Annotated in this window: 12 protein-coding genes, 1 other RNA gene, 1 pseudogene and 1 riboswitch; of the genes and pseudogenes, 6 read left to right on the top strand and 8 right to left on the bottom strand. The window is 45.3% G+C overall.

The features are described 5' to 3' along the window. Window positions 1–20: 20 nt before the first annotated feature. The 3 genes from ICN26_RS01640 (at window position 21) to ICN26_RS01630 (ending at window position 3991) form a co-directional block, all read left to right on the top strand. Window positions 21–1325, top strand: coding sequence for a malonyl-CoA decarboxylase (locus ICN26_RS01640; protein ID WP_216266333.1), 1305 nt, complete (start codon window positions 21–23; stop codon window positions 1323–1325). A 107-nt stretch (window positions 1326–1432) separates the two neighbouring features. After that, complete coding sequence (locus ICN26_RS01635; RefSeq protein ID WP_216266331.1) at window positions 1433–2428, top strand: Bug family tripartite tricarboxylate transporter substrate binding protein; 996 nt, start codon at window positions 1433–1435, stop codon at window positions 2426–2428. A 39-nt stretch (window positions 2429–2467) separates the two neighbouring features. Continuing rightward, window positions 2468–3991, top strand: coding sequence for a malonate--CoA ligase (locus ICN26_RS01630; RefSeq protein ID WP_216266329.1), 1524 nt, complete (start codon window positions 2468–2470; stop codon window positions 3989–3991). 18 nt (window positions 3992–4009) lie between these two features. Here ICN26_RS01630 and ICN26_RS01625 read toward each other — a convergent pair whose 3' ends face one another. From ICN26_RS01625 to ICN26_RS01590, 8 genes and pseudogenes are all read right to left on the bottom strand, one after another. Then, window positions 4010–4828: a sulfite exporter TauE/SafE family protein gene (locus tag ICN26_RS01625; RefSeq protein WP_216266327.1), complete on the bottom strand. Its 819-nt coding sequence runs from the start codon at window positions 4826–4828 to the stop codon at window positions 4010–4012. Further along, a non-coding RNA gene (gene ssrS, locus ICN26_RS01620) (6S RNA) lies at window positions 4829–5047 on the bottom strand. A gap of 99 nt (window positions 5048–5146) precedes the next feature. Beyond that, a pseudogene (locus ICN26_RS11060) lies at window positions 5147–5371 on the bottom strand (cell division protein ZapA); the annotation flags it as partial. Then, entirely contained in the window at window positions 5352–5636 is a 285-nt protein-coding gene (locus ICN26_RS01610; RefSeq protein WP_216266326.1) for a hypothetical protein, read from the bottom strand. The gene ICN26_RS01610 and the pseudogene ICN26_RS11060, both read right to left, overlap by 20 nt. A 51-nt stretch (window positions 5637–5687) precedes the next feature. After that, on the bottom strand, window positions 5688–6449 hold the full coding sequence (locus ICN26_RS01605; protein ID WP_216266323.1) for an ABC transporter ATP-binding protein: 762 nt from the start codon (window positions 6447–6449) through the stop codon (window positions 5688–5690). Further along, window positions 6446–7423, bottom strand: coding sequence for a FecCD family ABC transporter permease (locus ICN26_RS01600; protein ID WP_216266321.1), 978 nt, complete (start codon window positions 7421–7423; stop codon window positions 6446–6448). The genes ICN26_RS01605 and ICN26_RS01600 overlap by 4 nt, the downstream gene beginning before the upstream one ends. After that, the gene (locus ICN26_RS01595; RefSeq protein ID WP_216266320.1) at window positions 7423–8316 is read right to left on the bottom strand and encodes an ABC transporter substrate-binding protein; all 894 of its coding nucleotides are present in this window, start codon (window positions 8314–8316) and stop codon (window positions 7423–7425) included. Before ICN26_RS01595 ends, ICN26_RS01600 begins: the two co-directional genes overlap by 1 nt. A 26-nt stretch (window positions 8317–8342) precedes the next feature. Next, window positions 8343–10448 carry a TonB-dependent receptor gene (locus tag ICN26_RS01590; protein WP_216266318.1) on the bottom strand — a complete coding sequence of 702 codons (2106 nt, stop codon included), beginning with the start codon at window positions 10446–10448 and terminating at the stop codon, window positions 8343–8345. Between the two features lie 147 nt (window positions 10449–10595). Beyond that, a riboswitch (cobalamin riboswitch) is annotated at window positions 10596–10810 on the bottom strand. Between the two features lie 71 nt (window positions 10811–10881). Between ICN26_RS01590 and ICN26_RS01585 the strand changes: the two genes are divergently transcribed. The 3 genes from ICN26_RS01585 (at window position 10882) to frc (ending at window position 14757) form a co-directional block, all read left to right on the top strand. Continuing rightward, complete coding sequence (locus ICN26_RS01585; RefSeq protein ID WP_216266316.1) at window positions 10882–11499, top strand: Crp/Fnr family transcriptional regulator; 618 nt, start codon at window positions 10882–10884, stop codon at window positions 11497–11499. A 210-nt stretch (window positions 11500–11709) separates the two neighbouring features. Continuing rightward, window positions 11710–13419, top strand: a complete 1710-nt coding sequence (gene oxc / locus ICN26_RS01580; protein WP_216266314.1) for an oxalyl-CoA decarboxylase — start codon at window positions 11710–11712, stop codon at window positions 13417–13419. 87 nt (window positions 13420–13506) lie between these two features. Beyond that, on the top strand, window positions 13507–14757 hold the full coding sequence (gene frc / locus ICN26_RS01575) for a formyl-CoA transferase (RefSeq protein WP_216266312.1): 1251 nt from the start codon (window positions 13507–13509) through the stop codon (window positions 14755–14757). Window positions 14758–14946: the final 189 nt, after the last annotated feature.

Here is a 14946-nt window from a genome sequence, read left to right as displayed (position 1 = left end):
ATACCAATCGAAAGTAATTCATGCTGGAAAAGCTAACTAAAGCTCGAAATTTGTCTAAGGCAAATAACGCTATCAAGCGCCTGATATCGGAGCGAGGAGAATCCAATGCGCTCAGCATGGCGGACGATGTAGTTAATAATTACCGTAAGCTATCAAAAGATCAATACGTCTCATTCTTTACCTTTCTATTTGAGAAGCTCAACCCTCAAGCTGATGCAGTTCTGAAAGCGGCGCAAAATTTTGTAGCTGACTCTAGCGCACGCAATTACATCCAGTTGCAAAAAGTTTCCGAGTCTCCTCGCCAAGAATTCTTCCGCCGCTTAAATCGTGCCAGTCAGGGTACTGCAGCTGTAGTGCAAATGCGCCGTGATTTATTGCAGCTACTAGATAAAAAGCCTGAGTTGGCTGCCGTAGATTTCGATATGCGTCACTTATTGTCTTCTTGGTTTAATCCGGGATTTCTGAAGATGCACCAGGTAGACTGGAAGTCCCCTGCTGAGGTGCTTGAGAAGCTGATTCAACATGAGGCCGTTCACGCGATTGATGGCTGGGATGACCTGCGTCGTCGCCTGCAGCCTGACCGTCGTTGCTTTGCCTTCTTTCATCCACAACTTCCAAGTGAGCCCCTCATTTTTGTGGAGGTCGCGCTCCTACCCGAGATTCCAACGGTGATCACGCCTTTGGTTGATAAAAAAGCAGAAACAGTAGATCAGGCATCTCAATATAAAGTCGCCGTTTTTTATTCGATCAGTAATTGCGAGTTTGGACTTCGCGGTGTATCGATGGGTAACTTTTTAATTAAGCGGGTAGCCGAGCAATTGCATGCAGAGTTTCCCAGTATAAAAACCTTTGTGACTTTGTCGCCTATTCCAGGGTTTATGGATTGGGTGGCTGCTGGTGCGAATTTAGGTGACGGCGTGCCGGCCGATAGATTGAAGCCGAACCTTAAGGTGGCGCGAGATGCTGCTTTGGAAGTACTGGGACTCGAGAGCCAGTCTTGGGCTGAGCGATTGGCGGGCGGGTGGCACCCCGATCTAGCCTCAGAGAAAGAAAAAGCAGCTTTATTGAGCTTGGCGAGCATGTATTTAGGGCTGGCCTCTACTGGGCGCGATGGCAACCCAGTGGCCAAGTTTCATTTGGGTAATGGTGCCAAATTGCATCTGGTGAATTGGGCAGGCGATCTATCGCGCAAAGGGCTACGTCAATCCGCAGGTTTGATGGTCAACTACCTGTATGACCTAGGAAGCGTGGAGGACAACCATGAGCGCTTTGCTAATGGTGAAATCGTGTATTCCAGGGCTGTAGGCCGCCTCATGGTCCCCTAGTGTTTTCCCTTGTATGGACTTTTGCAGTAGGCCTTAAGTGCCCTTAAAATGGGCGCTGTATTTATAACTATGAAGTCAATCATAAGATTGATACAAAAGGAGACAAAATGTTTAATCAAAAAAACAAGTCAGCATTTTCTTTGGGCATGCTTAAGAAGGCAGCTTTTTTAGTCTGTGCCGCCCCACTTACAGTGTTTGCACAAGAGTGGCCGGCTAAGCAGATCACATTCTTAAATCCATTCCCAGCTGGTGGCGGAACCGATGCTTTTGCAAGACCTTTGGCTGCGCAGTTAACAGAGCAATTAGGTAAGCAAGTCATTATTGATAACCGCGGTGGCGCAGGCGGTACCGTTGGTGCCTCAGTTGCCGCTAAGGCTGCTCCAGATGGTTACACCTGGTTCATCGGTGCTACCCACCACACCATTGCACCTTCGATGTATAAAAACTTAGATTACGACATCGAGAAGAGCTTTATTCCAGTTGCTATGTTGGCGAACGTTCCTCAAGTATTGGTAGTGAACCCACAGCGCGTGAGTGCGCGCAATGCTAAAGAGTTCATTGAGCTCATGAAAAAGAATCCAGGTAAATATAATTTTGCTAGCGCGGGTAGTGGCACAGTTCATCACCTAGCTGGTGAATTATTTAAGATTCAAACAGGTACTTTCATTACCCATATTCCATATCGTGGTGCTGGCCCAGCAATGAATGATTTATTAGCTGGTCAGATTGACTTGGAGTTTGATGGCCTTGCTACTTCAGCCCCACAAATTAATGCCGGTAAGTTAGTAGCAATTGCCGTGGCATCCAATAAGCGCTCAACTGCGATTCCGAACGTGCCTACTTTTAAGGAAGCTGGCTTGCCTGACTATGAAGTATCTACTTGGTACTCTATTTTTGCTCCAGCCGGCACTCCTAAACCGATCGTAGACAAAATGATCGTTGAAGTACAAAAGGCTTTGAATACACCGAAGCTCAAATCGATCTGGGAAAAGAACGGTTCCGATACGCCTAATTTGTATGGTGAAGCTTTCGGCAGGCAGGTTCGTGCCGACGTAGCACGTTGGTCTGGTGTGGTTAAGAAATCTGGTGCTACGTTAGATTAATTAATACTTGTTTTAATTGTTTGGTTTTTTAAGGCTCGAATGAATTTATATTCCTTGTTGGAAACAGGTTTTCCAAAAGATAAGCAGACTTGTGCATTGGAAACGCATGATGGTTTGTACTACTCCTGGAGTGATCTGGAGCGCGCTACTTCCAAGATGGCAAACCTACTGAAGAGCCTCAAATTACCGGCAGGGTCTCGTATTGCTGTTCAGGTTGAAAAGTCACCTGAGGCCCTCTTTCTGTATCTAGCAACTGTAAAAGCAGGCTATGTTTATCTGCCTCTGAATACTGCCTATCAAGCGGCGGAGATTCAATACTTTCTAGAGAATGCTGAGCCTGCGGTAGTTGTCTGTAGCAGCAAAAACTTCTCCTGGGTATCTAAGGTGGCTTTTAAAGCAGGTACTAAGCATGTCTTTACTCTGGATGAAGACCGTAAGGGCACTTTGCTTGAGCGTTCTGCTGGTCAAAGTGATCAGTTCAAAACTGTTGCTGTAAAGGATGATGATTTAGCGGCTATCTTGTATACCTCCGGCACAACCGGTCGCAGCAAGGGCGCAATGCTGACCCACAAGAACTTGGGAAGTAATGCGCAAGTGTTGCAGAAGTTTTGGGGTTGGAAAAAAGGCGATGTCTTATTACATGCCCTTCCAATCTTCCACGTACATGGATTATTTGTGGCTGCGCATGGAGCATTAATTAACGGCAGCAAAATGATTTGGTTGCCACGTTTGGACACTGCGCAACTGATTCATCACATGCCAAATTCGACTGTGATGATGGGTGTGCCTACTTTCTATGTACGCCTACTTGCGGATAAAAACTTTAATAAGAGTGTTGCGCGTAATATGCGTCTGTTTGTGTCGGGCTCTGCGCCATTGCTGACGGAAACATTTAATTCTTTCAAAGAAGTCATTGGCCAGCCAATTCTTGAGCGCTATGGCATGAGTGAAACCGTGATGCTTGTTTCTAATCCACACAAAGGTAATCGCGTAGGCGGGTCGGTTGGCTTACCTCTACCTGGCGTCAAAGTACGTGTAGTGAATGAAGACAATAAGCCTTGCGGCCTTGATGAAATCGGTAGCATTCAAGTAAAGGGCTCAAATGTATTTAAGGGCTACTGGCGCATGCCAGAAAAAACTGCCGAAGAATTTACTAAAGACGGCTGGTTTAAGACTGGTGACGTTGGTCGCTGGGGTGGTGATGCTAATGGTGGAAAAGCACCCAAGGATTACCTCTGTATCGTTGGTCGCAGCAAGGATTTAATCATTTCTGGTGGTTATAACGTCTATCCAAAAGAGATCGAAAGTTTTATCGATGATATGGATGGTGTAGATGAGAGCGCTGTGATTGGTATTCCGCATCCTGATTTTGGTGAAGCGGTGATGGCGGTAGTGGTCCCAAAAGCAGGCGTCAAGCTGGACGCGCATGCCATGATCGCAACACTAAAAACACAAATTGCCAATTTTAAGATTCCAAAGCGTTTAGAGATTGTTTCTGACTTACCTCGTAACGCAATGGGCAAGGTTCAGAAGAATATTCTGCGTCAGCAATACACTAACTAAGAGCGGTAAGAGAGTCTCTTACAAACCAAATGCCTTGCGGCTTTCATTAAACATGAATGCTGCAAGCATAAAGAGCATGACACCAAAGATGCGTTTGAGTTGAGCTACATTGAGTTTTCTGGCCATCTTTGCGCCCAGTGGGGCGGTAAATATACTTACCGCCACAATGCAGAGTACCGCTGGAACGTAAACAAATCCAAGTGAACCTTCGGGAAGGTTAGGGTTGCCCCAACTTCCATACATGTAACCGATCGTTGCTGCGGCTGCAATCGGAAATCCTAAGCCTGAAGAACTGGCCATCGCAGTATGTGGTTTGACGTTGCACCAAAGCATAAATGGCACTGTGATAAATGCCCCGCCTGCACCTACTAAGCTCGCAATGACACCCGTTAGTGCTCCAAATGAGAAAAGACCAACGGCACCGGGTAATTCTCGCCCGGCCGAAGGTTTTTTATTGATGATCATTTGAATTGAGGTGTAGACAATAAAAATGGCAAAGAAAAGAGATAACCAAGAAGTATTGATTGCCTCAAAAATCTCACTACCACCAACCAAACTACCAATGACTAGACCAGGACTAAGTGCTGCAACTAACTTCCAATCAATAGAGTTGTGTTTGTGATGCGCCCAAATAGCTGAAGTAGTGGTGAAGAGGATAGTAGCCATGCCAGTTGCAATAGCCATATGTACGATGATGTTTTGGCCAAACCCTAGATGATTAAAAACCACAATCATGAATGGGACCAAAATCATGCCGCCCCCAATGCCTAAGAGGCCTGCTAGGAAGCCCGATATGCTTCCACATAACATCAGCATGGCGATATCGGCTATTGACATGAATTCCCCGCCTTAGCCGCTAGGCCGTCATCCTGAACCCTAAGGTTCAAGGTGGAACGGCTACTCTGTTTCGGGTGCATTAAGAAGTTCAGGGAGTGAACAGCGCGAAGCTGCCACTGTGAAAATTCGAAACGCTCACGCCCGCAGTGTAAAGATCGTTCCTGATGCTTGCGCATCGGTTCAAGGAACTATTGGCCTTGGCGAACCAGGCAGGGAAAGGGTTTGCATCAGGGCATCTACTTGATCTTCCAGAGCATAAATTTCATTTTGGAGTCGAGTAATCTCTTCTGAATTGGAGTTGGATGAAATGCTCTGTGCGGAAGCAAGTTGAGATGCAGTTTGTAGCTTAATGAGGTCGCCTGCAATCTTTAGTGCGGCCATCATGCTGGCACGTTCAATGCTACGGTTACCACCATTAATTGCTAGCTGAATTTGCTCATCAACTAATGTGCAGGCTGCACGAAGTAGTGGCTCATGTTCAGTGCTCGTGGCTAAAGTAATTTTTTGACCGGCGAGGGTTACTTCAATGCGTTGTTGGCTCATTGTCATCCTCTGGATTAGTTGGTGTCACAGGCTCGCTGAGCAAGTTCAATTGACGGCCATCACTCTGCTCTGGCAGGCGACTTAAAATATGCTGAACTCGTTTTTGTGCATCCTCAATCTTAGTCTCAAGTTGAATGCGATCCTGATGCAGTACTTTTACGGCATCAGAAATCAGCTGAATTTTTCCGGCTAGCCGTTGCAGAGATACGGCTATCGGATCAGATTCAGTTGAGTCACTTGGGACGTGAGGAGTGTGCTCGGTCATTTAAGCATTGTAGCCTTAGGGAATTGCTTTGTGGAACCCCCGATTTTGGGCTTAGTTGGGTAAAGCTATCCAATCTCCACCAAGCTTTTCTAATCGAATACGGCCATCAAATAGGGCAATCAGGGCTTGATGGGTTGCAGGATCCTGACTGGATCCTTGAAAATGCAGTTTGCCTTTATTGAGCATGATCAGATAGTCAGCCCGGAGTGCAAAATGAATCTCATGCAAAACGGTTACCAAGGTTTTACCTTGCCCCAGTAAATGGCCTTGCCATTGCAAAAAATCGGCTTGATGAGGGGGGTCCAAGTTGGCGAGAGGTTCATCCATTAGAAGAATATCGGAATCCACAGCAAGCAGGCGCGCCAATAAGATTCGTTGACGCTCGCCTCCGGATAGTTGCTGGAGAGGGCGTTGGCGTAAATGCCAAGCATCGCTCTGCTTCAAGGCCTGCTCGACCAATAGATGATCAGTTTCAGAGGATAAATCTAGCCAGCCTTGATGAGGTAGTCGCCCTAACATGACGACCTCATAGACGCTGAGCGAGTTACCTAGTTCATCTGGAGTGCTCGAGCCCTGATCAAGCCAAGCTATTTTTTTAGCAAGATCTTTTTTAGTAAATGCAGATATATCTACACCGTCAATGGTTATTGAGCCATCCCACTTGAGTAAGCCAGTTATCGCTTGTAAGAGGGATGACTTACCTGCGCCATTAGGCCCAATAACACTGGTCCATTTTCCCTGTGGAATATCTAAATTTAAATTAGAGAGAATGGCGCATGGACCTCTATATACATTGAGCTGGTGGGTTTTCACGGGCGCCCTCCAAGAGATGTTCTTCTTAGTAGTATCAGCAAATAGAGGCCACCCAAGACTGCAGTGACAAGGCCAACCGGAATTTCAATTGGAGCAAAGAGGGTGCGCGCAATCAGATCTGAAGTAAGTAACAAGATTCCGCCACCTAAACAGGAGAATACAAGCTGTACTCGTTGCCGTCCGCCAGAAAACTTTCTAACCAAGTGCGGAGCCGCTAATCCAACAAAAGCAATCAAGCCGGTTTGAGCAACAGCGCACCCAGTTGCAAGAGCCAGAATGCCAATCAATACTAGGCGCAACTGATCTAGAGGTAAGCCTAAAGTACGAGCTGTATTTTCACCTAGTGATAGCGCATCGAGTACAGGGCTAATGATGAGGGTGACAAGTAGGCAAAGCACTAAAGCGATGGCCATGATTTCGACACCAGACCAACTCAACAGTGTGGTGTTGCCCAACATAAAGGATTGAATGCTTTGAAATAGGTCAGGGCGAATGAATGTGAATAAAGAGTTTGCCGCTCCCAAGATCACGCTAATAACCACTCCGGATAGCAAGAGTCGTAAGGAGCTTTGATATCCACCTGCCAAGAGTAGGGATGCCAACACGCCAAATAGAGCGCCAATAAATGCGCCACCATTCAAACCAATCATTTCCAACCAAGTGCTACCAAGATAGCCGAAGCAAAGGATGCCAGCAACCCCAAGTAATGCTCCGGATGCACTACCCAATAAATAAGGATCAGCTAAGGGATTGCGAAAGAGGCTTTGGGCAATACCGCCTGCAAGTCCTAATAAGGCCCCAGCGAAAAAAGCACCAAGTGAACGAGGTAGCCGGATATCAAACAAGATTGCTGGATCGGTATGAGAAAAATTCCAATTCATGCCACTGCTACCAAGAATGGTTCCTAGTGAGATCAGCAAAAGGCTAAGAGCAATGAGGCCGGTGAGCTTGCCTTGAAAGTGATTATTTTTCATTATCGAGATGATGACATCTTCTCTTGAATGCACTCAGAAATAATCAGCGCAGCCTCCCCCATTCGGGGTCCAGGGCGAACTAAGACATCATTTTGATCGGCCGTAAAAATACAGACGCGATTTTTTGCTACTGCAGGTATCGATTTCCATCCCGGACGATTCTGGATATCTAAGAGAGTGGACGTGCTTAGCAGAATGATTTCGGGATTTGATTGAACAACAAACTCCGGATTGATTTTAGGAAAAGGCCCCAAAGACTCGGGAATAATATTTACCAGGCCTAAGCGAGTCAGAATGTCTCCGATGAATGAGTTTCTTCCAGCTGCAAAGGGTGCGGAATTTACTTCGAAGTAAACGCTAATTTTTTTATCTCTTGATAGGAGTTTTTTATTGGCGCGAGTGATTTGTTGCTGAATCTGATTCCAAACCCGGGCACCCTCAGAAGTTCCTAGAAGACTATCTAGCTTTTGAAGAGCGCGTTGCTCATCGCCCATAGATTTAATATCAAACGCAAAAGTTTTAATACCTAATCCATTTAGTCGCGCAATTACAGGTGAAGCTTTCTCTAGTAATACAACATCAGGTTTGAGTTGAACAATGCGTTCAATATTAATATCACTCATACCTCCCAATTTGGGTAAGTTTTCAATCGATTTGGGCCAATTGGAAAAGCGATCAATTCCAATTAAGGTGGAACACTTGCCTAACGCACAAACAGATTCTGTTAAAGACGGTAAAAGACTAACAACACGCTCAGGTGGCTTGTTCAATGACACTGCGATACCACTGTCATCGGTAACCGAAATACTTTCAGCGAATACTGCTAAAGAGAAGCCAATCAAAAATAAAGTAACCACGTTTGATAAACAGCGTGGGCGAGTTGATAGCTGCATTTTTTATTTTTTACTCTTTAAGTTGATTAAAAAGTATATTTACCGCTGATATAAATTGATCTGGGATCATTGGCATAGTAGTAATAACTATTACTGCTGCTGTTACTTGGCAACTGAACGTAGCCATAGCCTCCGTATGTTGAGTATTGCGCATTACCAATGTTCTTTACAGTTAAACGAGTTTCCCAGCTACCCGTCTTATAGTTCGCATACACATCGCCAACTGTGTAGGATGGCATGACGTTAAGACTGCTATAGTAGGCTGGGGCAGCATCATAACGTTGATTGCTTACATAATTCATTACGCCACCAAGTGACCAATTACTGTTTAGTACATAAATCGCCCTTGCATTGAGCAATAAGTTCGGTACTTGTGCAATGGCCTGATTTTGATAAGGCCCGTTAGCATAAAAAGCATTCTGTACTGTACCGCCACCACCGATAGAAAGTTGAGAAGTCATAGCGGAAAGAAAATTTAAGTTCGCACCGTTTCTGTTGATTTCATATGGCGAATTAGAGTTAATGTAGGTGGCGGGGTTATATAAGATCTCGTTTTGTGAAACTGAGGTGAAAACTGAGGCAGTCAAATTGGTTTTGAGTAATTGCCAATTTCCTCCAAACTCATATGTTTGCGCAGTTTGGGGTCGTAAAATTCCGCCAAAGCTTGGACTTCCCCCAGCGCTAGACCAACCCCAAAATTCATCCACATTTGGAAAGCGATAGGATTGATTCCATTTTAGGTAAATTCGTTGCCCATCAAGGTACCTGAAATTTAATGCTAGATCCCCGGCATTTGCAGAATAGGTTTGGTTTGGATTGGAATTAGTAGAGCCATACCAAATGCTCACTCCATTTGCGCTGGCGCTTTGCGTTTGATATCTATAACCCCCATCCAAGTTAACGTCACGAGTTACAGGGAGTTTTCCAATGAAATATACCGATTGGTTATAAAGACTTGCATTCGTCGAGCTTGCCAACGGGCTTACTACAGCGTATTGATCAGGAGCAACTGCATTCATTACCGCACTATAAGTGCTATCTGATGACTGATTTGCTTTATTAAATTCATACCCCACAACACCCGTTCCCAATGAGCCAAAGTTGGCCTTAATGCGGGGGGTGAAGTTAGCTTGCCATCCATCATAGTTAGTAAAAGATGGGCTAATAGTCGGAGAACTGCCAACGCCTGATGCAGTAGAAGAGTAATACGGCTGGTTAAAAAAAGTAGCTTTGTTGCTATAAAAAGCATCCACCTCGAGATTAAAAATGTTGTTTAATTCTTTGGCTATACCAACTCTAAAGCCAGTATTGCTGACGGTATTTCCTGATCCAATATTATTGAATTTGGCAAGCTGTGGATTCCCTTGACCAACTTGCCCTAGAGTTCCTCCTGGCATTTGTTGGTTTGAGTAGCTGTAAAAAACATCAGCATAAACGCTATCTTTTCCGCCAAGGGATTGAGTTACCTTTGCATCAAATGCATATGCATTTGCAGCTGAATTCTGCCGCCAACCATTTGTGTTTGAAGTATTGGCACTTAATTGCAATGTTGTTTGGTCAAAAGTGTTTCTTAAAATAGCATTATTTACTAGGGTGTTAAAACTTCCAAAGCTGGTAGATGCTTGATTGAGATTTCTGCTCCCACCATTGGTTATGATGTTGATAACTCCTCCCAAGGCTCCGTTACCGTACTGAACGCTTGCACCTCCACGTAAAATTTCAATTCGATTAATTGAATCTAGCGGAATAGACTCCCAAGATACGTTAGACGAATCAATGGAATTAATTCTCTGACCATCGACCAGAATAAGGGTCGTGCTGTTTGCTGTTGGTCCATACCCACCCATGTCAACTGTGGCACCCAGATTTAATTGCCCGCCAGCAGTATTTCTAATATTCAAGCCGCCAATCTGGGACAAAATATCAGGGATATTGCTAGACGTTGATTCTGCAATCTCCTCTCGGGTGATTACCTGAACATTCGCTGGAACTTCGTTGAGGTTTTCTTCAAAACGTGATCCCGAGACAATGACTGTTGACTGTGAGTTTTGTCCGAACGATGTTGTGCTGAGTGTGATTGCTGCGCCACAAAGTAGGGCGAGTATCGTCTTATTACTGAACTGCTGTTTCATGATGAACCTTCTGCCTTCGAATCACCTAGCTAACTTCCCCGTAAGCTGGGTCGAACAGAATTTCGATTGTGAGAGCTCAGGCGTCAATTGGGCACCATGCCAGCTTGGCAGGGGATGCTTCATCGGCGCGCGAAGGTCCCCGTCCGCAAAATTCCACCTGTCTTGGCCGGTATCCGGGCTAGTAAACATCAGAATCTGGCCTTCCCATGCAATTGACGCGCACAGTGGCTTATTCAGACTCCTGACACCTTAACCTCGAGGTTAGGATGCATTTACTTACCGTTGCGGGGGCAGCACACGTTTAGTGTTTCCCGTTTAACTTTATTGCATTGCAACAAAGCACCACGACCATTCAATTCTATCCTATCAATAGGGTTTAAACCGTTTTGAATGTCAAAAAAGCCTACAATGCACCCTCTAGGAACAAGGATTCATGACAGCATTAGACAAACACCCCGAAAAAAACCTGATTCGTTTGCAGTTGAGCCAAAACTCGGTGTTAAAAAGCCTGGATCCTGAAGCGATGGCTGATTTAGAGCGTCATTTAGTGATTTCAGACCTTAAAAAATCAGAAATCCTGCTCCATCAAGGTGACCATCAGATGGAGCAATATTTTGTTTTAGATGGGATTTTGAAGCGAATTGTCTCTAGTGCAGATGCAAAAGAAATGATTTTGCGATTCGCCATCGAAAAAGATATTGAAACAAGTTATGCAGCTTGGCGTCTGAAGACGGCTGCCCCGTATAGCATTGCCTCGGTTACCAAGGCGCGAGTTGCCCGTATGCCCCTGAAGAAGTGGGCTGAATTTCTAGATGCCCATAAGCCCATCAAAGAGAGCTTTGAGTTTGAAGTAATGCGCTTAATGAGTGAGATCATGGCGCATACCATCACCCTGCATATGCTTGATGCACCAGGTCGGGTAGAGCGGTTTTTGCGTAAATACGAAGGCTTATTTGAGTTGCTCCCCAAAAAAGAGCTGGCTGCTTACCTTAATCTCTCCCCAGAGACATTGAGCCGCCTTAAAACAAAGCATAAAGAGCTCTTTGTCTAAATAGCAGGCCTAGATGTTTCTAGATTTCAGGGGAAATTGACCGAAGTCAATGATGAACCCGATCCCAGAGCCTAACATTCATACCAGCCTTAACGGGCGAGATTTTGTTACCCGTGGCACTACTAATAACTTAATTGGAGACAGTTAGCGAAAGCTAAATTGCACCGAGCGTACTTTACGTTCGGGCGGTGTAATTAACTATAAATTTCTATGACAACAGATAATCAAAATACCCAAGTCACTGATGGTTTTCATCTCGTCATCGATGCTTTAAAAGCAAATGACTTAGACACCATTTTTGGTCTCGTTGGTATTCCAATTACCGACCTATGCCGCTTGGCTCAAGCTGAAGGTTTGCGCTTCATTGGTTTCCGTCATGAGCAGCATGCTGGTAACGCTGCAGCGATTGCAGGTTATATGACTCAAAAGCCTGGTATCTGCATGACTGTTTCTGCACCAGGTTTCTTGAACGGATTAACAGCATTGGCAAATGCCACTGTGAACTGCTTCCCAATGATTTTGATTTCTGGTTCAAGCGAGCGTGAGATTGTTGACTTGCAACAAGGTGACTACGAAGAGATGGATCAGCTCAATGCAGCTAAGCCATATTGCAAAGCTGCATACCGTATTAATCATATTGAAGACATCGGTATCGGCTTTGCGCGTGCAATTCGTGCAGCTGTTTCTGGTCGCCCAGGCGGTGTGTATCTTGACTTGCCAGCACAGTTGTTGGCTCAAACAATGCCTGTTGAAGAAGCTAAAAAATCAATCTTCAAGGTAATCGACCCAATTCCACGTCAAATCCCTGCGCCTGATGCAATTGAGCGTGCCTTGAATGTATTGAAGGGTGCTAAGCGTCCATTGATTTTGTTGGGTAAAGGCGCTGCTTATGCTCAAGCTGATGCTGACATTCGTGCATTGATTGAGAAGTCTGGCATTCCATATTTACCAATGTCGATGGCTAAGGGTTTATTGCCAGACAACCACCCACAATCTGCCTCTGCAGCACGTTCATTTGTATTGGCTGAGGCTGACGCAGTGATGTTGGTTGGTGCGCGTTTGAACTGGTTGCTTGCGCACGGTAAGGGTAAAACATGGGGCAAAGATCCTAAGAAATTTATTCAGATCGATATTCAATCAAACGAAGTGGATAGCAACGTACAGATCGATGCTCCATTGATTGGTGATATCGGCTCTGTTGTTGGCGAGCTCTTAAAAGGTATTGCTGCGGTTCCAAAACCTTCCTCCGAGTGGATCAGCGCCATCAACGAGAAAAAAGATAAGAACATGGCGAAGATGGCTGAAACATTAGCCAAAGAAGCTTCACCAATGAACTTCCATGGTGCTTTGCGTGCTATTCGTGATGTGATCAAGTTAAACCCAGATGTGAACCTGGTAAACGAAGGTGCAAATACGCTGGACTATTGCCGTGCAATCGTTGATATGTACAAGCCACGTAAACGTTTTGACTCTGGCACTTGGGGCATTATGGGTATCGGTATGGGCTATGCCATTGGGGCTGCTGTAACGAGCGGCTTGCCTACAGTTGCGGTTGAGGGCGATAGCGCATTTGGTTTTAGCGGTATGGAGTTAGAAACTATTTGCCGTTACAACCTGCCAATCACAACAGTAGTGTTTAACAACAACGGTGTGTACCGTGGTACTGACGTGAATCCTACTGGCGGCGCAGATGTAGCGCCAACAGTATTCGTGAAAAATGCCCGTTACGACAAAATGATTGAGGCGTTTGGTGGTATTGGTTACTACGTGACTACCCCAGCGGAGTTAGAGGCTGCATTGACTAAAGCGATTGCTGAAGGCAAGCCTGCCTTGATCAACGCTGTGATTGATGAAACTGCTGGTACAGAAAGTGGACGTTTAACTAACTTGAATCCATCAACTGCTGCGGGTAAGGCGTAATTCATAGTTAATTTATCGGTAATCAATACGTAATATTTTTGAACTAAATTTAGTAATAAATAAGCAATACTTTAAGGAGAATCAAACATGACTAAACCATTAGACGGTATTCGCATCATCGATTTCACACACGTACAAGCTGGTCCTGCATGTACTCAGTTGTTGGCTTGGTACGGTGCTGACGTAATTAAAGTTGAGCGTCCAGGCTCTGGCGACGTCACTCGTAGCCAGTTGCGCGACATTCCAGGTGCCGATGCTTTGTATTTCACAATGCTGAACGGTAACAAGCGTTCTTTGACTTTGGATACTAAGACTCAAGAAGGTAAAGAAGTTTTAGAGAAGATGATCAAGACTTCTGATGTCATGGTTGAAAACTTTGGTCCAGGCGCTTTGGATCGCATGGGTTTTAGCTGGGCGCGTATTCAGGAATTGAATCCAAAGATGATCATGGCTTCCGTAAAAGGCTTTAGCGATGGTCACTCATACGAAGACTTAAAGGTTTACGAGAACGTTGCTCAGTGTGCTGGCGGCGCCGCTTCTACAACTGGCTTCTGGGATGGTCCTCCAACAGTTTCTGCTGCTGCTTTGGGCGATAGCAACACTGGTATGCACTTGGCAATTGGTATTTTGACTGCATTGATGCAGCGTCAAAAAACTGGCAAGGGTCAAAAAGTATCTTGCTCAATGCAAGATGCTGTATTGAACTTGTGCCGCGTGAAGTTGCGTGACCAACAGCGTTTGGACAAAGTTGGTTACCTTGAAGAGTACCCACAGTATCCGCACGGTACATTCTCTGACGTAGTTCCACGTGGCGGTAACGCTGGTGGTGGCGGTCAGCCAGGTTGGGTGTTGAAGTGTAAGGGTTGGGAAACAGATCCAAACGCTTATATCTATTTCACAATTCAAGGTCATGCATGGGAGCCAATTACTCGTGCGATCGGTAAGCCAGAGTGGGCAACTGATCCAGCGTATATGACTGCGGAAGCGCGTCAGGACAAGATTTTTGATATCTTCGCAACAATCGAAGAGTGGCTCAAGGATAAGACCAAGTACGAAGCTGTGGACATCCTCCGCAAGTTCGACATTCCTTGCGCACCAGTTCTGTCAATGAAAGAATTGGCTAATTCACCTGACTTGCGTAAGAGTGGCTCTATCGTTGAAGTGGATCACAAAGTACGTGGTAAGTATTTGACTATTGGTAGCCCAATCAAGTTCTCCGATTTGGAAATCGAAGTAGGTCCATCACCAGTATTGGGTGAGCACACGAATGAAGTACTGGCTGACCTCGGCTATAGCGCTGATGACATTGCTAAGTTGCACGCAGCAAAAGCGGTTTAATAACGATTAGTCGTTTTCGTTTTAGCTTGAAAGGCGCTCCATGTGGGCGCCTTTTTTATTCATTATCGGCAACAAAGAGCCCTTGCTCGATCTTGAAAAAGCCCTAAGTCTGCAGCCAAATAGCTATTCTCGGGCATTAAAAGCGAGGATGCCCAATAAATAGGCAACCCGTATTGCGCCAAAATCCGG

Source organism: Polynucleobacter hallstattensis, from assembly GCF_018881835.1.
Lineage (GTDB): Bacteria > Pseudomonadota > Gammaproteobacteria > Burkholderiales > Burkholderiaceae > Polynucleobacter > Polynucleobacter hallstattensis.
Note: the sequence above shows the minus strand (reverse complement) of the source record. Positions and strands in the feature narration are given on the sequence as shown.